Source organism: Acidobacteriota bacterium (assembly GCA_009691245.1).
GTDB lineage: Bacteria > Acidobacteriota > Terriglobia > 2-12-FULL-54-10 > 2-12-FULL-54-10 > SHUM01.
In genome coordinates, this window is the sequence record SHUM01000023.1 from 20,013 (window position 1) to 41,390 (window position 21,378).

The following is a 21,378-nucleotide window of genomic DNA, read 5'->3' on the forward strand; positions in this document are numbered from 1 at the left end:
CGGCGACGTCCGTAGTAATCAGCGCGATCCTCATTCAGCTATTCACTTCCTGAAACGGTCGAGCGGCTCACATAGTTAACAGCGTCCGCAAGAAAAATTTGAGGAATCATCTTGCCCGAAGGGCAAGTGCTGCCCCGGCGCGCCGTGCAAATAGTAGCCCCGGTAGGGGCGAAAGACGCTCCGCGCGGTTCTTTCGCCCCTGCCGGGGCTTAATTGATTTCACACGGCGATCCAATTTCAAACTGATCCACTACCGTTTCGGATGGATTCACCCTGGGATGGCAGTCCATTCTTATCCGTGATTAAATTTAGATGTGCATACCGTTTTCCATGTCGACATGGACGCCTTTTTCGTTTCAGTGGAAGAATTGTTTGATCCTTCCCTGAAGGGCAAGCCGGTGGTGGTGGGCGGGCGTCCCAACGAGCGTGGCGTCGTTGCGGCGGCTTCCTATGCGGCGCGAAAATTCGGCATTCATTCAGCGATGCCGCTGCGCACTGCCTATAAGCATTGTCCACAAGCGATCTTTGTGGAGGGTCATCCGCAGCGGTATCGCGAGTATTCGGGGAAAGTTTTCGAAGTCCTGCAACGCTTCTCGCCGCTGGTGGAGATGGCCTCAATCGACGAAGCCTACCTGGACATGACCGGCACGCATAGCCTGATGGGGTCGCCGCTGCGTGCAGCCGACGCGCTGCATGATTCCATGAAAGACGCTACCGGATTGAACTGCTCAATCGGGATCGCTACTTCACGGCTGGTGGCGAAGGTGGCCTCCGCCCAAGCCAAGCCCAACGGTGTGCTCTGGATCATCCCCGGACAGGAAGCATCATTCCTCGCTCCGTTGCCGGTGCGCAGGATTCCCGGCGTGGGCAAGGTGATGGAGCAGGCTCTGTCTGCTTTGCATATTTCCACCGTCAGCGATCTCGCAAAATTTGAAGCTGCTTTTCTGGAACAGCGTTTCGGCAAGTGGGGATTGGCGCTGGCGGGCAAGGCGCAAGGTCTGGACGCAGGCGGCTGGTTTGATCATGAGATCGGCGGTGAGTCGGCGCCCAAGTCCATCAGCCATGAGCACACCTTCAGCGAAGACACTGCCCAAGTGGACGTGCTGGAAACCACTCTATCGCGCCTATCTCAGATGGTGGGCCGACGGTTGCGTGAGCACCGCCTGTACGCGCGCACCGTGCAACTGAAACTGCGATCCCCGGATTTTTCCACCATCACGCGCGCCCGTTCTATTAACCAACCCACGCAGTTGGACAACCACATTCTTGACGAGGTGATCACGCTGTTTCATCAGAACTGGAAGGCCGGGCAGATGGTGAGGTTGTTAGGCGTGCAAGTCTCGTCGCTCGATCGTTCGGGGCCTCAGCTCGATTTGCTGGATGGCGGAGAAAACCGGAAACGGGAGCAGGTGTTATCAGCGGCGGACCGCTTGCGTGACAAATATGGCGAATCCGTTTTGTCAGTGGGGTCGGCAGTGAAAAGCAAACTCCGCGAGCGAACGCACGAGAACCAGCCGAATCTGCCTGGGAAGAAGATGGAGTAGTGTGTTCCGTGGAAGTGCGGAACAGAGCCGCGACCGGGAGGGAGCGGTGCGGCGCAGTCTGGCGTGTTCGCTGAACACGCCGCTTAAACGCTCAACCGCTCCCTTCCGGTCGCGGCTCTGTTGGCTAGACCCCATCCGTAAAACTGTTTTAGAAGCGCAAGAGCCGGTTGATCTTGACCACGAAGCCGCGATTTTCGAGGTCGGAGCCGCGCGCCGGCAGAGTCGAGCGGCCCTCCGTGTAGACTACGAAGAGTTCGCTGCCCGGCTGGTATTCCCAGCGGAACCGCAGGTTGGTGGAAAGCGAAGCGGTGCTGGACGCGTATTGCACGAGCGCGGCGACGAACATCCGCGGCGTTACGGTGAATACCGACCGCGCGCCGATCAGCTTATCCGTGAACTTTCCCGCCGGAAGGTCAATCCAATTGATAGAGATGTTCGGCTCGAAACCGAGTCGCGGCGTCAGCTTCACGCGTCCGCGGAAGCGCGCCGTGCGCTTGGTGCCGTTGTAGAAATCTCCGGTCTCAAAGGTTGTGGTGCCGGAGATGCGGTACTGCGCGCCGGCGTCATAGGACACCAGGAAGTTGTGGAAGCCATACCCGCCGGGGGCAATGCGAACATTGCGCGAGATACTGAACGGCACGGTGAGCAGTTCGTAGGTGCTCCCGAAGCTCATCGCGAATATGTCGCTGTTGTGGAAGTCGGTGCGGAAATTGAGCACAGACTCGCGCGTCTCCAGCACATTGTTATTGTCCGTGATGTAGTCCACGCTGCCTTCCAAGGTCAGCTTGCGCACGAAGCGATTATTCTGGGTGCGCGGGCTGAAGCGCGCCGCGGCGAGGTTGCGCCGGAAATCCTGCCGCCGCAGCAGACCGATCTCGGGATTGAAGTTTGGTTCGACGACGAGGCGGTCGAGTATCAGCCCGTAGCGGTCGTGTGTCCAGTTGAACTGCGCGCGATAGGCCCGGTCGTCGCCGTCGCGTCCCGAGGTGCGCGACTGCGCGGCGAATCCGCTGAGGTAGAGGTTGGTGCGGAAAGCGAAGTTGCCGTCCACGCCCCAGACGTCGTTGGCTCCGGGAGCTAGGGTGGAGACCGAGCGGCGCGTATAGAGCGCGCCGATGTTGCTCCGCTTGAGCACGTCGCGGCGCAGGCGCAGGACGGTGAAGTTGGTCTGCTGCACGCGCGCGGCGGCTTTGTCGTCGGTTTCGATGTTGAGCGCGCCGAGTGTCCAGCGCCCCGCCTTGCCATTCACCCGGCCGCCGGCAATGACCGGGATGTCGCGCGCACCGGCGATGCCGATGCGGCGGCTGTAGAAAATGGTCGGTGCCATGTCGCCGCCGACATCGGCCACCGCGCCGCTGCCGAATAAAAATGTCCCCTGACCTTCCAGGAAAAACTCGCGCTTTTCCGGGAACGACAGGCTGAAGCGAGTGAGATTCACCTGCTGCTCGTCGGCCTCCACCTGCGCGAAATCGGTGTTGTAGGTGAAGTCGGCGGTGAGGCTCTTGGTGAGGCCGTACTTTATATCCACGCCGGCGTCAGGATCGAAATCGTTGTCCACGGGCGGAACCGCGAGGCGGTCCGTGGTGAGTCGCGCGATGGCGTAGGGCTTGATCTCGAAATTGCGCTTCGAGGGCGGCGCTTCCAGGTCAACTAGTGTGGCGCCCAGCGCGAAGCGGTTCCAGCCGCTGACGCCCCAGTTGGGATTCAGCGGCGTCAGGTTGGTCCACTCGCTTTTGCCCGCGACGTGGCGGCGGAACTGGATGTGCCACTTCTGCTCGCGGTTCGAGGCGTAGCGCAGCGTCTTGAAGGGGATGGCCAGCTCGGTGATCCATCCGCCCTCGTAGCGCGTCGAGCGGGCGTCCCATACGCCGTTCCAATCGGGGTAAAACTTCTCGTCGGTGATCAGTCCGTCGCGCATGCCACCCACCGGCGAGACGCCAAACTGGTAGCCGTTGCGCCCGTCATACATGGTGTCGAAGCCGACGGCAAAATGGTCCTGCGAGGTGATATTGGCGTTGTCGCGGCGCATGTCGTCGGCAACGATGCGCTCGGGAAATTCAGTCCCGCAGCGGCAGGCGATGTAGACGTTGGTGTCGTCAAACATCACCCAAGCCTCGGTGCGGTCGGTGGATGGCTGCCCCGCCTTGGGCAGTTGCTGCACAAAGCTGGTGATCGGCTCAATGGTCTGGTAGAACTCCTCATCGAGCTTGCCATCCACGTGGAGTGGTTCACTGATGCGCGTCGCGTGAATGATGACTTCGCCTGCGCCGCCGGGGTTCTGCGGAAATGCAGGCTCGGCCAATACGAACGCGAGGAGGCCAGCGAGGCTGGGGATGATGCAGTGGAGGCTGAAGCTGCGACGATGCTGGTTCATCCGTGATGCCATTCCATAAGCGTGTTGCCCCGTCAGAGAAGTATCCAGCGCTGTTGACTGGTCAGCAACCAATCTTTCGACCAGAATTTTCGCGGGCCAGAATTTTCGTGGGGTAGGTTTGGTCGGGACGGCGGGATTTGAACCCACGGCCTCTTGCACCCCAAGCAAGCGCGCTACCAGGCTGCGCCACGTCCCGAATGAACACGAGCCCCAGCACACAGGCTCGCACCTTGAACTAAAGTGACTCCTTCAGAGTTAACACGATTACTTGAGCAGGGTCAAGATATCGCTCAACTCCGCGCGCACGCGGCGCAGCGTTTCTTCAGGTGATTTGGGGGCAGATGACGCGTGTCCGCCGCGCTTGCGTCTTGCGGTCCCTCTCGTATTCGTAGAGGTCGCTGGCAGCGCGAATAGAGTGGGTGCGGGTGCGCCCCTCTGCAACGCGGTGCGCGCGCCGGGGATGGTGAAGCCCTCGTCGTAGAGCAGCCGTTTGATCTCCAGCACCAGTTCGATGTCCTTGCGCCGGTAGCGGCGATGCCCGGAGGACTCCTTCACCGGCTGCAGCATCGGGAATTCTTTTTCCCAGAAGCGCAGCACGTAGGCCTCGACGCCTGTCAGTTCGGCCACTTCCCGAATCGGGAAATAGAGTTTGTCCGGGATGGGCTTCAGCGCTGGTTTGGCGGACATTATGGTCTTATGACGCCTTCGTGCGATGCTCGTTCGCCGCGGGAACTCATTCCGGGGAGTGGAAACCGGACGCAGGCCTATCTTAGCAATTGCCCCGTGCAGGCGCAACGCGCAAGAAAGCCACAGCCGCACCGCGTGGCGTTTTACGTTACAGTGCCGCGCGCGTCAGCAAGCGGACACGGTCGGCGGTGCATGATGTTCGATTTGGAAAACCCGCGCCCGAATTCATGCTGGGTCGTGACATAAAGCATTGTGCCAGGGCGAGCGGGTCCGCTTGCTTACGCGCGCGGCACTGTGACGCACCGTCGGCAACGGTACGGGGCGGGGAAGCATCCTATTCACCTCGGGCCTGTGCGGCTATGCTATTCTGAAGGGGTGCAATGGTTTACGGGCGACCACATCGCGTGCGATTGAGCGACAGGCTGGGCCATCGAATGGGCCAACAGATGGGCCATGGGCTGGGCCAGCAGATGGGAACGGCGAGCAACGCCTTTTTGCTGATCCTGTTGGCCGCTGCACAATGGACCGTTGCCCTGCCGGGACTGGCTCAACCGCCGGCGCCGAAGCAAAACGCAACTGATCTCAATCTCCCCGTGATCAAGGCTCCGGCGACCTTGGCTCCGGCAACCAAGGCCCCGGCGATTACACAGGTTTTGCGCGAGGTCGAGAGCAATTACAATCGCATGAAGACCATGAAGGCGCAGTTTCGCCAGATTGTCCGCGAAGGTCCGCGCACGGTGCGCCAGGAGTCGGGGACGCTCTACCTGAGCAAGCCTGGCAAGATGCGCTGGGAGTACGTCTCGCCCGAGACCAAGCTGTTCCTGACCGAAGCGAATCGCATGATCCTCTACCTGCCTGGCGAGAAGCGCGTCATGCAGACCTCGGTGAAAGAGAGTGACGATCTGCGCGCGCCGCTGCGCTTCCTGCTGGGCCGGCTCGATTTCAATCAGGAGTTCCAGCGCTTTGAGACCTCCGCCGCGCTGACGCCGATCGAGCCGGGCAACGTCATCTTCAAGACCTACCCCAAGCGCCTGGCAGGGCAAGTGGAGTCCATGATTTTTGAGATTAACGCGGCGCGACAGATTCGCCGCGTGATCCTCAGCGAGTCTGGCGGCACGGAGACAGAATTCCGTTTCACGGACGTGCAGGCCAACCCGCCCGTCAGCGCGGAGATATTTCGCTTCACGCCGCCGCCGGGCACCGAGATTGTGTACCAGTGACTTTGTATCAATGAACGGGGTTTAAGAAACTGCTGATAGTGCGCGCGCGCCGCGCCGATAGAATAGCCGGTGGACTATGCCTGAGTTTGTTTGCCGCGTCGCCGATGATCGCGGCCAGATCATGAATCGCGTGGAGACGGCCAGCTCCGAGGTGGAGCTGCGCGACCGCTATTCCCAGGCCGGGTTGCACATCTTTTCCATCGAGCGCCGAGCGGGAGTTTCTGGACTGTTCAGCGGCGGCAAGGAGTCAAAGAAGATCAAGATGGGTGAGTTTCTGGTCTTTAATCAGCAGTTCATCACGCTGATCAAGGCCGGGCTGCCGATATTAAAAGTTCTGGATCTGCTCAGCGGCCATATCGCCCAGCCCTCCATGCGCGCTTCGCTCAACGAGATACGCGACCGCGTGAAGGGTGGCGCGCTGCTCTCGGAGGCCTTCGGGGAGCAGGGGGTCTATCCGCAGATCTATACCACATCGCTGGTGGCGGGCGAAAAATCCGGCAACATTGAAGAGGTTTTGCAGCGCTACATCAGTTATCAGCGCACCTCGCAGACGGTGAAGAAGAAGCTGCTGGCCTCGCTCGTTTATCCGGCGCTGCTGGTGGTGATGGTAATGGTTCTGTTGACGTTTCTGGTTATCTACGTCATCCCCAGTTTCGCCGAGCTATACCGCAACATGTCGCAGGAACTCCCGGCGGTTACCGTCTTCCTGATCAACTTCACGGACGCGTTTCGCAACTCCTGGCTGCTCATCATGTTGGCGATGGCGGGTAGCGCACTAGGGCTGTGGTCCTGGAGCCAGAGCGAAACGGGGGCGCAAGGCGTGGATCGGCTTAAGTCAAAACTGCCCGGCGTGGGGCAGATATGGACCAAGTTTCAGGTCGCGCAATTCTCGCGCATCCTGGCCACCCTGATCGCCGGCGGCATTCCCGTGGTGCAGGCGCTCGAAACGGCGCGCCAGTCGGTTGGCTCGGCGCTGCTGCGGCACACGCTGGATATTGCCACGCAGAAAGTTCGCGAGGGCCAGTCGCTGCATGAAGGGCTGGCGGCGACGGGATTCTTCCCCGGCCTGGCCATTGAGATGGTTGAGGTCGGCGAAAGCTCCGGCGCGTTGCAAGCCATGCTCAACGGAGTGGCCGATTTCTTCGAGGAAGATGTCTCCACCGTGCTGACCGCTCTGTTGTCATTAATCGAACCAGCTATTCTGCTATTCATGGGCGGAGTGGTAGCCTTTATATTGATCGCTTTATATTTGCCGATATTCTCATTGGCCGGCAAGATATAGGCCAGAAGAATACGGTGGCGGCCCATGGCCGCACGAGAATCGTCGGAAGGAAGCAATAGCAATGGCCAATGGGCCCAATGGACGCGCCAATGGAGCGGGAGAAGCGAGGAACGGGGCCAATGGCGCTTCGCTCGTGAACCCCGCCGTGCCTGACCTTGCCGCCAATTTGGCGAATGGTTTGGCCGCCAACGTGGCCAATGAAGAGCAGCGCAGCCGCGAGCTGGCTCAGCGCTACCGTTGCGAGTTCATCCATCTGCGCGATTACAAGATCGACCCGGAACTGTTCCGCTCCATCCCCGTTGATCTGATGTTCCGCTACAACTTCGTCCCGTTGCAAATTGCGAATGACGCGCTGGAGATCGCCATGGCCGATCCCAGCCGCCTCATGCTGATCGACGAAGTATCGCTACTGCTCGACCGCCGTCTGGTGGTGCGTGTTACCACGCTGACTGAGATCAACGACTATCTCAAGAAAACCCAGCAGTCGCAGCGCGTGCTGGAAGAGGCCACCGAGGCCTTTTCCTTAAGCGTGGTGGACGACGACGAGAACGGCGATGAAAAACTTTCCATCGACCGGCTCACCAAGGACAGCGAAACCAGCCCGGTCATCCGCCTCATTGACACCGTGCTGTTCACCGCGCTGGAGCGCCGCGCCAGCGACGTGCACATCGAGACCGGCGACACGGAAGTGATCGTGAAATACCGCATCGACGGCGTGCTGCAACGCGCGATGCAGCCCATTAGCAAGGAATATCACTCGCCGCTCATCTCGCGCATCAAGGTGATGAGCGAGCTGGACATCGCCGAGCGCCGCGTTCCCCAGGACGGCCGCTTCCGCGTGCGCTACAAGGGCCGCTACATCGACTTTCGCGTCTCCATCATGCCCGCCATCCACGGCGAGGACGCCGTGCTCCGCATTCTCGACAAGGAGTCGATGAGCGAGCAGTTTCACAATCTCACGCTGGACGTGGTGGGCTTCCCCGAGCGTGATCTCCAGAAATTCCGCCGCTACATCATGGAACCTTACGGCATGGTGCTGGTAACCGGCCCGACGGGGAGCGGCAAGACCACCACGCTCTACGCCGCGCTGAACGAAATTCGCACGGATGAAGACAAGATCATCACCATCGAGGACCCGGTTGAATATCAGCTCAAGGGCATCACCCAGATTCCCGTCAACGAGAAAAAGGGGCTGACCTTCGCGCGCGGACTGCGCTCCATTCTGCGCCACGATCCGGACAAGATCATGGTGGGCGAAATCCGCGACAACGAGACGGCGCAGATCGCCATTCAGTCCGCGCTCACCGGCCATCTGGTGTTCACCACCGTCCACGCCAATAACGTGGTGGATGTGCTGGGCCGCTTCCTGAACATGGGCGTGGAGCCATATAATTTCGTGGCCTCGTTGAATTGTATTCTGGCGCAGCGGCTGGTGCGCGTGATCTGCCCCAACTGCCGCAAGCAGGTGCGTTACTCGGATCAGATGCTCGAAGAGTCCGGCCTGAATCCCAAGGCCGAGGGCGATACTGTTTTCTACGAAGGCCAGGGCTGCATCGATTGCGACGGCACAGGGTACCGCGGCCGTACGGCGATCTCCGAATTGCTGGACATGACCGACCGCATCCGCGACATGATCGTCGCCAAGCGGCCCACGTCCGAGATTCGCCGCGCCGCCCGCGAGGAAGGCCTGCGCTCGTTGCGCGATGCCGCTGTGCTGAGGGCCAGGCACGGCATGACCACGTTGAAAGAGATTAACAAAGTTACGTTCATCGACCAGACGTAATGCCAGACGTAATGTTTGTCGCAGTTTTGTGTAGGTGTCATTCCGAGCGCAGCGAGGACTCTGCTGTTCTGGAGAAGTAGAAAGACCCATGTCATCAGGAAATGGAAATTCGGGAGGCATCACTCGACTGCTGCGGCGGTTCGTGGGCACGCCCATGCCTACACTGGGCTGCGAGATAGCGACGGCTGGAGTCACGCTGGCGCGCTGGAATGACGGCGCGGCGCAGTTGAATGCCACGGCCTGGCGACCGCTGGCGCCGGGTGCGCTGGACCCCACGCCGCTGCGCGAGAATCTGGCGCAGCCGGAGCAGTTGCGTGCGGCGCTGGCAGGCTGCCTGGATTCTCTGGGTCTCGGCGGCGCGCGCAGCGGAGGCAAAGACGAAGGCAGGGGCATCGACACCGCGCTGGTGATTCCCGATCAGGCGGCGCGTCTCTTTGTGCTCGACTTTGACAAGCTGCCGCGCAGCACTCCCGAGGCGATTCAGTTGATTCGCTGGAAGCTGAAGAAGTCCGTGCCGTTCGACATTGACGCTTCCGCCGTCTCGTTCACTGCGCGGCGCCGCCCGTCGGGGGCAGCCGCAGGCTGGCAGGTGATCAGCGTGGTAACGCCGCACACAGTGATTCACCAGTATGAGCAACTGCTGGAGTCGCTGGGGCTGACTCCGTCGCGCGTAACGCTCTCGTCGTTGGCCGCGCTCGCGCTGATTCCGGAAAGCGATGTGGGGAGCACTCTGCTCGCCAAATTTAATCCGCCGTGGTTCACCACCGTGATCGTGCAGGGAGGCAATCTGTGCCTGTTCCGTTCTGGGGCGCTGGGCCAGACCGCCGATCCCACGACTGCGGAGATACTGGAAGCGATCTATCCATCCTTCGCTTATTTTCAGGATAACTTCGGGAGCACGCTGGAGCGCGTCTTCCTGTGCGGCCTGGGCGATGCTTCGTCCGGTGTCGCGGAAGCCTTGGCCGATGAATTGCGTCTGAACGCTCAGCCGCTGCTGAGCGCTGCTGACCTGCCGACGGCGTCCCATTGGACCAGCGGGAACGCCGAGCGTTACGCGGCCTCGCTGGTGGGTTTGGTGCGAGAGCAACAGTTCGCCTAGCGCAGGAATTAGTTTGAGGAGATGCAGCAAAACAGCATGAGAGTGCCCATCAATCTCGCCAGCCGTCCCGCCGACGCGATTCGCCCGCTGCGCATGACGGCCATCAGCCTGGGTCTGCTGGCTCTGGTGTTGGCGGCCGTAGCGGTGCGCGCGGAGTTGCAATCGCGCGATGAATTCCGCGTGCTGGTGGATCGCACCAGTCAGTTGCAGGGCGAAGTCCGCGAACTGGAGGCCGCGCAGCAGGAGATGGAAGATTGGCTGGAGACTCCGCAAGTCGCGCAGATACGCAACCGCTCGGCGTTGCTCAATTCCTTGATTGAGCAGAAGAGCCTATCCTGGACGCGCCTGTTCCAGGACCTGGAAACCACCCTTCCCAGCGGTGTCCGTATCCTCAGCATCGCGCCCAAGCTGCCCGATATGAATCAGGCGCAGTTGCCCCTGCTGAACCTCGCCGTCGTGGCCGAGAGCGTCAGGCCGCTGGTCGATTTCGTCAAGAAGCTCGAAGACTCTTCGCAGTTCGCCAATCCCGTGGTGCTCGATCAGCGATTTCCGGTCGCGAAGGAAACCGGGGGAGAGATTGAGCTGAGTCTTACCGCGGTATATTCTCAGGACGAATTACCCGCGCCGCTGGCGGATGAAGCAGACGATGTAAAGGAAGCAGAGGAAGCAGAAGACGCAGAGGAGGCGGCGGAGTCTGTTGCGCCGCCCGCCCCAATTCAGACAGGCGCAACAGCGGTCATACAGAAGGAGGCGCGCCGATGATGTCATCAATGTTCTCATGGCTTGAGCCGCGCTCCCCGTTCACCGCCACCTCCAGCCGCTTGGGCGCAACCAGGCCGGAGATACAATGGAAGATTGCCAGCGCCGTTCTGACGGTGGTCTGCGCCGGATTGCTCTACTTTATTTTGCAGGCTCCAGGACGCTCTTCCGAGGCGCGACAGGCTCAGATTCAGGAGCTGGAATCGCAGCAGCGGACGGGGCAGGCGCGCGTCGCCGAGCTTCGTGAGTTGACCAGTCGCGTGCAATCGGCCACGCAGTCCGGGCAGAAGTTTGTCGCCGACAATTTCATGGGCCGCGCCAACGCCTTCTCCAGCATGTTGAAGAATCTCGAAGAGCTGGCCACGCAGAATCACCTGCGGCCCTCGAATATTTCTTATGATTTGCTGGACGAAAAGAACGAGTTGGGCTGGACCGCCATCGAGGTTTCGCTATCGCTGGAAGGCGAGTACGCCGACGTGGTGCGCTTCATTAATAAAGTCGAGAAATCAAAGATTTTCTGGATTATCCGCGGCCTGGATGTTGGCAGCGCGGCCGAGACCGGTTTGCGAATGCGACTGACCACGGAGACTTATCTGCTGCCCTCCTAAAGGAGCAAGTCGTGAGGAACGCACGCGAAGTGATTTCCAGCGAAACCATATGATGACGGGAAACACATCTCGATCCTCTAAACTCGAGGCCACTGCGACGGCCAGCCCGGCCGCCGGAAAAATGCTGGGCGCTGTGAATAAGCCATTGCTGCTATTGCTGTTGATTGGCGCTTCGGCTTTTATGATTTACCGTCTGGTGGCGATACTGGGCGGAGATGGCGCTGGCCAGCCGCAGGTAACTGCCGGTACAGCCGCGCCCAGCGGAGGTTCCAGGAAAGTCGCTGGTCCGCGCGCGGCGGCGGGCGCGGTCAGCCCGCTCGATCCCTCGCTCCGGCTGGACCTACTGGCCAGCAGCCGCGCCGTGAATTACACCGGCAGCAAGCGAAACATCTTCGTCTTCGGCGCCGCTAGCGGAGAATCCGCTGGAGCGCAGTCCGGCGGCACTCGCCTGCCCGGTAAAATGATGCCTGATGCCGGGGCGCCACCCGACGCGCCGCCCGACGTGCCCGTAACGCCGCCGGTGGTTCTGCCCCTCAAGTTTTTTGGCGTCGCGCAACTCTCCGGAACTTCTCAGACTAACCCAACGATCAACTCGTTGACCAAGGCCCTGCTCACCAACGGCGACGCCATCATCATCGCCCAGACCGGCCAGACGGTTGCGCAACATTACAAGATTCTGCGCATCGGCGTCAGCAAGCTGGAGCTGGAAGATATGCGTGACCACAGCAAGCACGAGATTCCGCTCGCTGAGCCAGAAACCCCCGCGCCGCCGCCCGCGCGGTAGGTTTTTTTCGGATGGTGTTACAGAGCCGCGACCGGAAGGGAGCGGTCCCGTTCAATGGCCTGTGATAATCGTCAAGCGCGCCCGCTTCCTTCCGGTCGCGGCTCAGATCGGCTCGCATCATCAGTAAACAGGCTCCAGTCATGACAGACTTCAGCAAACAACTCGGCATGGTCCGCGCGAGGCAAACTTGCCGGCGGCGTGATCGGGGCGAGCGAGGCTACGTCCTGCTGGTGATCGTCGCGCTGGCCTCGGTGCTGATCGCGGTCATCTACCGCATCATGCCGAGCTACGCCTTTGACGCGCAGCGCGACCGCGAAGAAGAATTGATCTTCCGCGGCGAAGCCTACCAACAGGCGATCCTGCTCTTCGTGCGCAAGACCGGCAACTATCCCACCTCGCTCGAAGCCCTGCTCGATACCAACAACACGCGCTTCATCCGCAAGCTCTATAAAGACCCGATGACGCCGGAAGGCGAGTGGCGGTTGATCCACATTGCTGGTTGCACGATCAGCGATTCGCAGGTCACAGGTGGCACGCCGGGCAAATCGGATATGGGAACTGTGAAGACAGTCGATATAACAAGCCAAGGCAGCGCCATCTCGCCCAACCCCGTTCGCCCCACCTTCGGTGGCGGAGCCATTGCCGGAGTGGCCAGCATGAGCGAGAAGACCTCCATCCGCATTCTGAAAGATCAGCTGTCATACGACAAGTGGGAATTCATCTTCAACTTTAGGGAAGACCCAGCCGCCGCAACGGGCCCGCTCGCCCAGCAATGCGGTGGAGGCCAAGGTGGCGGTGGCGGTCAAGGTGGCCAAGGTGGCCAAGGCGGTCAAGGCGGCCAGGGCGGCCAGGGCGGATTCGGGAATCGCCACCCGGGCTTCAATCCAATACCCGGACAAAACAATCCCTTCGGAACTGGTTCAGGCACATCGGGCCAGCAGCCCATCGGCATTCCTTCCGTCCCCGGCCAACAACCCGGTGGTGGTCCTACCCAGCCAGGCGGCCAACGCCGCGCCTTCTGAAGTTGCCCGGAGGGCAACACCGTGAATAGCCGTAGGTGCCAACCTACGGTTGCAGACCCCCACCTATGCCAGCAACCCCGCAGTGGATGACTACCGTTTGTTGCATTCGCAAGGTACGAACAGGTAACGGCGCGTCCAATTTGCGCAAGGTGCCCGCTATGGCCAATGGACCGGCGGGGAATGTCCGGCCCCTGCAGAGTCTGTGTGATAACTTCAATTTTGCGTGAGGGCACGGTTTCAACCGTGCCGATTATTCGCCCCAAATTTCAGGGGTTTTAACCCCTGAGGTTCACAGTCATAACGAGCGCACGATGTCGCCCGTACATCGTACCCCAGCGGTCAAAACCGCTGGTTCCACGCTGTTGTGACGGCACGGTTGAAACCGTGCTCTTACGAAAAACCAGCGTTATCATGCAGACTCCTTCAGGGCCGTTATCGTTATGAGGCATTCGGGTCCGTAGGTTTCACCTGCGGCTATTCACAGTCTTGCCCTTCGGGCAAGCGGAATGCCATCTAGACCATTTTTATAGTTACGGTAGAGGCTGCCTACACGATCCAAACAGAGCCGCGACCCACGGCACGCCGGGGCAGGCCGTAAGGGAGTGGACCGGGCGCCGTGGGCACGATGTTCGGTGTCGCGTACCGGAATCAAAGCGAGCGGTGCGGTATGACCACCCGGTTCGCTCGCTGACGCGCGCGGCTCTGTGACGCAAAAGCAGCGCCGATGTCGGCGCTGCTTTGGAAATGTTGCGTTATTTTTCTGACTCGTTCGGCTAGGCCATTTTTACAGTTGGTGTATCAGAGCCCCGACCGCCAGGGAGGGGGCACGCTGGCCGAATATTACGGACCGTTGAACGTGCCCCCTCTCTGGCGGTCGGGGCTCTGATACACCAACTGTAAAAATGGCCTAGAAGATCTCCGGGAAGCTGAAGGTCAGCACGGAGTTGGTGCGCATGTCGGCCACAATGATCTCCTTGTTCTTCAGGTTCACGGTTACGCCGCGCGGCTTCTTCAACGTGGTCTTAGGCCCGCCGATCTTCCACTTGGGAGCGACATCGCCATTGTCGTTGACGTGCCAGACACCAACGAAGGTATTCTTCGGCTCGGCCTCGCCACCCGCGCCGGGTTGGGTCGCCACGATCCAGCCGCGCGATGGAATCAGCGCCATCTGATTAATGCGCACGATCTCGGTCTTGGGTCCGGCGATGATGGTGCGCGGAGGAATGTCGCCATTTCCAGTGCGCGGGTAGGTGGCCATGCCGCCGCCGGCGCCCAAGTCGCCCATCTGCCCGGAGCTGCCGCCGGCGTAGTTGCCGCCGGCCACCAGCACATTGGCGATGGGGTCGGCGACCACGGTCTGCGCGCCGCGCAGCAGCGTTTTCGGGCCCTTGATGATGCGCAAGGGCGCGACATCGCCATTAGCGGTGCGCGGAAATGCCATAATCGCCGCGCCGATGCCGACGATGATCTCGTTGTTCACGGGATCGACTTCCAAGCGATCGAGGCCCGAATAGACCGCGCCGGCCAGTTGCGTCTTCGATCCTTGGATGATGCGGATGGGCGCGGCATCGCCGTCGGCGTCGCCCTTGTAAACCAGAATGGCCTGCGCGAACGGGTTGGTTACCATGAACTCGTCGTTCACGGCGTCATAGCGAATGTCGTGCATGGTGCGTCCGAGCAGCGTGCGCTGTCCGGCGAGCAAACGGTTGGGCTGAGTGTTTTCTTTCCCCATCCTGGGGAATGCAGCGATCTGCGGATGAGCCACTCAGTTGGGCACCAGTATTTCCTGGCGCTTGCTGTCATAGGCGACGCCGCCGGGATTGCCGATGGCCAGCGCCACCTTGCCTTGCGGGGCGCTGCGGATGGTGCGCAACGGGGCGGTGTTGCCGCTGGCGCTGATGGCGAACGCAGTGGCCGTGTGGTTGCCCATGTTGGCCACCCAGATTTCCTTGTTCTTGGGGTCCAGATAGACGCCGGTGGGATTCTTGATGCCCGTCTTCGGTCCTTTGATGATGCGGCGCGGAGCCACATCGCCTTTGTCCTCGGGGCCGAACACCAGGACGGAGTCGCCCACGTCATTGGCCACGTACAGCTCGTTCGTTGCCGGATCGTAGGCCATGGCGGCGGGCCAGTTCATCCCCGTCTTGGGACCTTCAATGGTGCGCAGCGGCGCGATGTTGCCGCTGCCCTTGAGCGGATAGGCGGTGATGGATGGCTTGTCGAAGCGGCCCGTGCCGGGCTTCTGGCGATCGTTGAAGTTGCCGTGACTGCTGACGTACATCACGCCGTTCTTGGGATCGAGCGCGATACCGTGCGGATCTTCGAGGCCGGTGAGCGGGCCTTCGATGCGGCGCAGCTCTTTCTCGTCGCCAGCGGCCTGCTTGCGATAGACCACTACGGCGTGCTCGTGCTGCACGGTGAGGAACAGTTCATTCGCTTCCTCGTCCACGGCGATGCCGAACGTCCCGTGCGGAGTGCGCAGCTCGCGCATCGGCTTTACGTTGCCCTCGGCGTTGCGCGGGAAGATGACCATAGTGTCGACCGTGTCATTGGCCACGGAGTAGATGTCACCGGTCTTGGGATCAACGTAGAGGCCGCAATTGAACTCCAGCTTGGTCTCGGGGCCGTCAATCATGCGCTTGGGTTCGCTGAAGGCGGCGTTGGACGGCGTGTTGGTGTTGCGGTCGAAGACCTTGATGCCGAACAGGTTCTCGTCCTGCAAGAATACTTCATTGGAATTGAAGTCGACGGCCAGCGCGCTGTAGGTGGGGTAGGTATCGCGGATGGTGCGCAGGGGCGGCTTCTCGTCTTCACCGGGAATATAGCGGCGCTTCAGATCGCGCGAGTTGCGCGCGGCGTCAGCGGTGGGATTCTGCATGGCAATTGGCTGATAGCCCGGCTGGTAAAATGCTGCGCCTGCCTCCGCGCTCACTGGAGTCCATTCGCACATGGGGGCGGCGGGATCGCTCATGGGAATTGAAGAGACCAGGCGCGGCTGGCCGGTTGCCTGGCGGTCCGCCGATTCCGATGATTGCGCGAGTTCCGACGATGTGGGCAGAACCGCTGGCCAATAGGTGAATCCTACGGCCAGAAAAAAAATCGCCGAGACAATCACTCCCACTCTGGGTGGGGAAAATTTCGGGTGATTCATGAAGCAACTCCTCCTGGGGCTAACGGGTCGTTTGCTGATTAAACCGTGAAAGTGTGCACTTTGTGCAATTTGGATAATTTGGCAAAGTTGGCATAGGAGAAACAGCCTCCTCTGCCAGACTCCAACGCTAGAAACTCAAGCTCACATTGTCTCGTAGTCTGACCGGATTTTCCAGCCCCAGTCGTTCCGGCTTGCGCCGTTAGTGGGAAATAGGCGAACCAGCATCGCCCACGGACAAGCTCTGGGCCGAGAGGCTATGGAGGTAGCGAGAGACTTTCCAGATGTCCTCGTCCGGCAACGCCTCGCCAAAGCCCGGCATGGCCGTGTAGCGAATGCCCAGGTCGATGATGGAGAAGGTCTGCCCGTCGGTGAGCGGCGCGGTAGTGGGCGCGAGGGAAGACACGGGTGGATAGAACTTCATGCCGTTGGGTCCGGGTCCCTTGCCATCGGCGCCATGACAGAAGGCGCAATGCTTCTCATAAATCACCCGGCCAGCGGCGAGGGTCTCCGCATTTTGAGGCAATGGATTCAATACGTCGGTGTCGGCGCCGCGATTGCGGAACAGAATCCAGCGCGCAACCCAGCGCTCCACTCCACCGGGCGCTCCGCTGGCCGACCAGTTCTCGCGCAGAAAGGAGAAGACGGCGAACAGCAATACCGCTCCGATCAAAGCAAGACCCGCCGCTGCATATTTTTTCTTCACTCGCGTAGCCCTCTAATAGGTGTCGGCAACTCGCTGATCGAGTCCGGCCCCTTGCTGGAGAGTAGCGTGTAGGCTACAGTGGCGCAAGGGGTGAAATATACAAGGCAGGAGAGAGTGTACGGCCCAATACGCCTGAAGATGCGGCTTTAATTACCCATGATTGAAGGGGCGGCTGCGGCCATCCTTACTAACATGCGTCACCGCGGCCCGCTCGCCAGAATGAAAAAACTACTGAAGCCATTCACGTATCAATCAAGCGGTCTAGGCAAGGATCAACATCGGGAGTTGTTCTGCGACAAAACCCGTCTGCGGGATATCGCCGCGCGCGTGGGCACACCAGCGTACGTCTATAGCGGGAATCACGTGCTCGGGCGCTACCGCGAGATTGACTGTGCGCTGCGTGGATATCCGCATCAGGTTTGTTTCGCGGTCAAGGCCAACAGCAATCTGGCTCTGCTCCGATTGCTGGCCAAACAGGGAGCGGGATTTGACATTGTGTCCGGCGGCGAGCTCTATCGCGTGATCGAAGCTGGTGGCAGCCCGGCGCGTACCGTATTTTCCGGTGTCGGCAAGACCGCCGAGGAGATGGACTACGCGCTGGCCGCCGGTGTACGCATGTTCAATTGTGAGTCGGAGAGCGAGCTGACGCTGCTCGACGAGCGCGCCCGTAAAGCGGGCAAGAAGGCGCTGGCTGGCCTGCGGGTGAATCCGCATGTTGACCCGCGCACCCATCCCTACATCTCCACGGGGCTGCGCGAAAACAAGTTCGGCATTCCCATCCGTGAGGCGGAGAAGCTCTATCAACGCGCCCAGGCACTTCGCGGCATCAGGCTGGAAGGTTTGAGCTGCCACATCGGTTCGCAGATCACGCACCTCAGCGCATTCTCGCAAGCGCTGACCAAAGTGGTGGAGTTGGCCAACCGCTTGCGCGCCAAAGGTTGTCCGGTGCGCCATCTGGATGCGGGCGGCGGTGTGGGCGTGGCGTATAAGTCCTCCGATATTTTGCCCAGCATTGCGGCCTATGCGCGCACCGTGCTGCGCTGCGTACGAGGCAGCGGGCTGAAGCTCTACGTGGAGCCGGGCCGCGCGATTGTCGCCGAAGCAGGAGTTTTGCTGACTCGCGTGCTCCATATCAAAGCCGAGGGCCGCAAGCGTTTCGTCATTGTTGACGCGGCGATGAATGATCTGATCCGCCCGTCGCTGTATGGCGCACATCACGACATTCGCCCGGTGCTGCTCGCTAAAGCTTCCGCGAAGCAGAAACCGATGGTGGCAGATGTGGTGGGGCCGGTCTGCGAGTCAGGCGACTTCTTTGCCCGCGACCGCGAGATGCCTTCTTTGCAGGCCGGTGAGCTGCTGTCCATTGACACCGCGGGCGCGTACTCATTTGTGATGAGTTCAAACTACAACTCCCGACCCCGCGCCGTTGAGGTGATGGTGGATGGCAGTGAGTGGCGAGTGGTTCGCAAACGGGAAAGCTTGCGCGACCTGATTCGCGGAGAATTCGCATAAGACTGGATCAAGTATGCGAAGGAGAAAATCTGGGACTAGTGCTTAGAAGCCGGATCGATCGGCTGCAAAGTCCCGCTATTCCTTGACTTCATTGGCCAGCACGGCTTGCACCTGGCTGGCAAATTCCAAAAATTGAATGGGCTTGTAGAGGAAGTAACAGCCGGACTTGTCCAGAAATTCCTTCACTTCCGGACGCTTGTCCCCAGTGAGGAAGAGGATACGCTCGGCGGGCAGTAACGCGTTATCCTGAACGTGAGTGAACAGGACTTGGCCGCTCATCTCCGGCATCTGCAGATCGCAGATCATTAGATCGAATTGGCGTGAGGCCAGCTTGGAAAGCGCATCTTTTCCATTGCTGGCTGTTTCAATCTCAGCATCCCAGGACTCCAGCACTTTTTGCAGCAGCCTTAGAATCAGGTCGTCGTCGTCCACTAGAAGGATCGTCTTGGCCCTGGTGGAAATGGAGGGATCAATCTCATTGATCACCACTGGTTCGGCTGGTTGCCAAATCCGGGCTACCGTGCAATAGGCACACTGCAGCTGCAGTCCACGGCCCTCAGCCAGCTTGCGCACCTGATCCATGTTCAGATTAAATACTTTGTGGTTCCGGCAGGTCATGCAGTGCAGAGTGATTTGTCGAGACTCGATCATCTTAATATTCTCCTGCATTGACAGGGGTGCGGTTTTAATCTGCGTGGTTCAATTTGCGTGGTTCATGGGTTTGCGCGGACATCTTCATCCCCGCCAATTATAGCAATGCTGCAGCCATCTTCGGGCCACAACTCAGCGCAATCACATTCGCGGAGTACTCTTTTCGAGTCAGAGCAGTTGCCATGGGCCTCCCAGAATGCGGCAAAATGAGCGAGCTGAGCCCGATTCTAAATCCATACAATCAATTAGGATGAAGATGGTAGGCGCGGTTGGTCTCGAACCAACGACCCTCTGCTTAGAAGGCAGATGCTCTATCCCCTGAGCTACGCGCCCTTACGAATCTAAAAGGACTCCCGTAAGCAATTTCATCGACCGTTGTTTCACTGTAGCAAAACCTCTCTATTCCTTCAAAGTGTAGCAAAATTCCGGGTGGTTGGTTTCAATGGCTTCCTTAGAAGCAGACCAATGCCAATCAGCGAAATCTGCATTGATGCCTACGTCAAATTCATACAGAGGTCCCGTACGCCGCTGATGTCATTAATTCTATTGAAGCGGTTCGGATGTTGAGCAGCTGCTTTTCAAGCAGTCGCTCGCACGCACGATTCACTATCTATTTTTTGAATAGGGCAATCTGGGGAACTCGCGCGCCTACCAAGAAAGGGGAAAGTCGATTTCATCGCGAAGTAATCATGTCTCGCCCTGTGGCAATCAAGTTGCTGGAGTTCAGATCGTTTCCGCTGAACCTGTTTGGGAAACAGGATTATTCGTCTGCAGGATGATTGCGAGGGCTACTCTAGCAATATGCGGTGGCAGAAGCTTCATGTCGGGATTCTCCTGTTTGTCTGCCTCCTGTTGCTCAACGCAGCGCAGGAAGCGGCGCAGAATGGTCAGCTATATTCCGAAGGCCCCAAGGCTCAACATCCGCATATTGACCCCACGCATTGCATCGGCTGCCAGGCCTGCACCACCGTGTGTCCCGAAGGCGACGTGCTGGCCATGCTCGGCGGCAAGGCGGTAATCGTCAACGGACACAAATGTATTGGACACGGCCTGTGCGCCGAGGCTTGCCCGGTGGGCGCCATCACCATGGTTATGGCCGCCCCGTCCATGAGCGCCGACATGCCGTTCCTGACGCCGGATTATGAGACGAGCACTGCAAACCTTTTCATCGCCGGCGAACTGGGTGGGCTGGCGCTGATCAAGAACGCCATCAATCAAGGACGCGACTGCATCGACACCATCTCCGCGTGAATTGCCACCGGACGCGGATCTCCAGCTGCCGCGAATGTGCTGGATGTTCTGATTATTGGCGCGGGCCCGGCGGGAATCAGCGCATCGCTGCGGGTCATCGAAAATGGTTTGAGCTACCTCACCATCGAACGCGACGAGATTGGAGGAACCGTCTCCAAGTACCCACGCCAAAAGCTGGTGATGACCAGTCCGGTACAGTTCCCGCTACACGGCAAATTCAAAAAAATGGAATTATCAAAGGAAGACCTGCTGGCATTCTGGAACAAGGTGCTGGAGCGGCCGGATTTCCACGTGAAGACCGGCGAGAGCGTGGAGAACATATCACGTGATGCGGAAGGAATATTCACGGTGGCGACCAACACCGGAAAACACCATTCACGTGCCGTGCTGCTGGCCATTGGCCGCAACGGCACACCCAGGAAGTTGGGAATCAAGGGAGAAGAATTGTCCAAGGTGATGTACCGCCTGATTGAGGCGGATCACTATGTGAACAAGAAAATCATGGTGGTGGGCGGCGGCGACAGCGCCGTGGAGGCCGCCATGGGCCTTTCCGAGCAACCCGGAAATCAGATTACACTTTCCTGCCGCCGCGATTCCTTTAATAGAATTAAGGAGCGGAATTCCCGGCGGATTCAGGACTATGCGCGCAGGGGAAAAGTCCGTGTATTATTTAATTCAAGTCCTGTCGAGATCAACAGCCAGTCGGTCGTGCTGGATATTCAAGGCGTCACTGAGGTAATTCCCAATGACTTTGTGTGGGTACTCGCCGGCGGCACGCCGCCCAGCGATTTCCTTGCCAAGATCGGCGTGGCATCGCGGATGCAAGCTATGACATTGGCGGCTTCCCATGAAGCCAAAGCAGAATTAGAAGCCAAGCAAGCGCTCGTTTCGGTTTAACTGTCTTGCAGCTCGCGTCGAACGCCTTGAGCGTTTGCGGATTTCAGCGAG

Annotated in this window: 17 protein-coding genes, 2 tRNA genes and 1 pseudogene; 12 read left to right on the forward strand and 8 right to left on the reverse strand. The window is 59.7% G+C overall.

What is annotated here, in order from left to right; genetic code table 11:
• Positions 1-314 precede the first annotated feature (314 nt).
• Positions 315-1,544: a DNA polymerase IV gene (locus EXQ56_07425; GenBank protein ID MSO20285.1), complete on the forward strand. Its 1,230-nt coding sequence runs from the start codon at positions 315-317 to the stop codon at positions 1,542-1,544.
• 148 nt (positions 1,545-1,692) lie between these two features.
• Here EXQ56_07425 and EXQ56_07430 read toward each other — a convergent pair whose 3' ends face one another.
• From EXQ56_07430 to EXQ56_07440, 3 genes are all read right to left on the reverse strand, one after another.
• On the reverse strand, positions 1,693-3,918 hold the full coding sequence (locus EXQ56_07430) for a hypothetical protein (protein MSO20286.1): 2,226 nt from the start codon (positions 3,916-3,918) through the stop codon (positions 1,693-1,695).
• Between the two features lie 119 nt (positions 3,919-4,037).
• Positions 4,038-4,114: transfer RNA gene (locus tag EXQ56_07435), tRNA-Pro, on the reverse strand.
• 68 nt (positions 4,115-4,182) lie between these two features.
• Complete coding sequence (locus EXQ56_07440; GenBank protein MSO20287.1) at positions 4,183-4,605, reverse strand: MerR family transcriptional regulator; 423 nt, start codon at positions 4,603-4,605, stop codon at positions 4,183-4,185.
• A 380-nt stretch (positions 4,606-4,985) separates the two neighbouring features.
• On the opposite strand from EXQ56_07440, the gene EXQ56_07445 reads away from it, so the two are divergent.
• The 8 genes and pseudogenes from EXQ56_07445 to EXQ56_07480 all read left to right on the forward strand — a co-directional run bounded on the left by EXQ56_07445 (position 4,986) and on the right by EXQ56_07480 (position 13,003).
• Positions 4,986-5,825, forward strand: a complete 840-nt coding sequence (locus EXQ56_07445) for an outer membrane lipoprotein carrier protein LolA (GenBank protein MSO20288.1) — start codon at positions 4,986-4,988, stop codon at positions 5,823-5,825.
• A 76-nt stretch (positions 5,826-5,901) separates the two neighbouring features.
• Positions 5,902-7,107, forward strand: coding sequence for a type II secretion system F family protein (locus EXQ56_07450; protein ID MSO20289.1), 1,206 nt, complete (start codon positions 5,902-5,904; stop codon positions 7,105-7,107).
• A 61-nt stretch (positions 7,108-7,168) separates the two neighbouring features.
• On the forward strand, positions 7,169-8,890 hold the full coding sequence (locus tag EXQ56_07455) for a type II/IV secretion system protein (GenBank protein MSO20290.1): 1,722 nt from the start codon (positions 7,169-7,171) through the stop codon (positions 8,888-8,890).
• An 88-nt stretch (positions 8,891-8,978) separates the two neighbouring features.
• Positions 8,979-9,989: a hypothetical protein gene (locus EXQ56_07460; GenBank protein ID MSO20291.1), complete on the forward strand. Its 1,011-nt coding sequence runs from the start codon at positions 8,979-8,981 to the stop codon at positions 9,987-9,989.
• A 36-nt stretch (positions 9,990-10,025) separates the two neighbouring features.
• Positions 10,026-10,751, forward strand: coding sequence for a hypothetical protein (locus tag EXQ56_07465; protein MSO20292.1), 726 nt, complete (start codon positions 10,026-10,028; stop codon positions 10,749-10,751).
• Positions 10,748-11,356: a hypothetical protein gene (locus EXQ56_07470; GenBank protein MSO20293.1), complete on the forward strand. Its 609-nt coding sequence runs from the start codon at positions 10,748-10,750 to the stop codon at positions 11,354-11,356. The genes EXQ56_07465 and EXQ56_07470 overlap by 4 nt, the downstream gene beginning before the upstream one ends.
• Before the next feature lie 49 nt (positions 11,357-11,405).
• The gene (locus EXQ56_07475) at positions 11,406-12,140 is read left to right on the forward strand and encodes a hypothetical protein (protein MSO20294.1); all 735 of its coding nucleotides are present in this window, start codon (positions 11,406-11,408) and stop codon (positions 12,138-12,140) included.
• 779 nt (positions 12,141-12,919) lie between these two features.
• Positions 12,920-13,003: pseudogene (locus EXQ56_07480) on the forward strand (cell surface glycoprotein).
• A gap of 1,066 nt (positions 13,004-14,069) precedes the next feature.
• Here EXQ56_07480 and EXQ56_07485 read toward each other — a convergent pair.
• The 3 genes from EXQ56_07485 to EXQ56_07495 form a co-directional block, all read right to left on the reverse strand.
• Complete coding sequence (locus EXQ56_07485) at positions 14,070-14,927, reverse strand: hypothetical protein (GenBank protein MSO20295.1); 858 nt, start codon at positions 14,925-14,927, stop codon at positions 14,070-14,072.
• The gene (locus EXQ56_07490) at positions 14,928-16,313 is read right to left on the reverse strand and encodes a hypothetical protein (protein ID MSO20296.1); all 1,386 of its coding nucleotides are present in this window, start codon (positions 16,311-16,313) and stop codon (positions 14,928-14,930) included.
• A gap of 199 nt (positions 16,314-16,512) precedes the next feature.
• Positions 16,513-17,016, reverse strand: coding sequence for a c-type cytochrome (locus tag EXQ56_07495; protein MSO20297.1), 504 nt, complete (start codon positions 17,014-17,016; stop codon positions 16,513-16,515).
• A gap of 219 nt (positions 17,017-17,235) precedes the next feature.
• Here EXQ56_07495 and lysA point away from each other — a divergent pair, with 219 nt between their 5' ends.
• On the forward strand, positions 17,236-18,528 hold the full coding sequence (lysA, locus tag EXQ56_07500; protein MSO20298.1) for a diaminopimelate decarboxylase: 1,293 nt from the start codon (positions 17,236-17,238) through the stop codon (positions 18,526-18,528).
• A 75-nt stretch (positions 18,529-18,603) separates the two neighbouring features.
• On the opposite strand, the gene EXQ56_07505 is transcribed toward lysA, so the two are convergent.
• Positions 18,604-19,197, reverse strand: coding sequence for a response regulator (locus EXQ56_07505; GenBank protein MSO20299.1), 594 nt, complete (start codon positions 19,195-19,197; stop codon positions 18,604-18,606).
• Positions 19,198-19,436: 239 nt separating this feature from the next.
• Positions 19,437-19,512 (reverse strand) — tRNA-Arg (locus EXQ56_07510).
• A 468-nt stretch (positions 19,513-19,980) separates the two neighbouring features.
• Here EXQ56_07510 and EXQ56_07515 point away from each other — a divergent pair.
• Positions 19,981-20,430: a 4Fe-4S dicluster domain-containing protein gene (locus EXQ56_07515; GenBank protein ID MSO20300.1), complete on the forward strand. Its 450-nt coding sequence runs from the start codon at positions 19,981-19,983 to the stop codon at positions 20,428-20,430.
• On the forward strand, positions 20,431-21,327 hold the full coding sequence (locus EXQ56_07520; GenBank protein MSO20301.1) for a hypothetical protein: 897 nt from the start codon (positions 20,431-20,433) through the stop codon (positions 21,325-21,327).
• Positions 21,328-21,378: the final 51 nt, after the last annotated feature.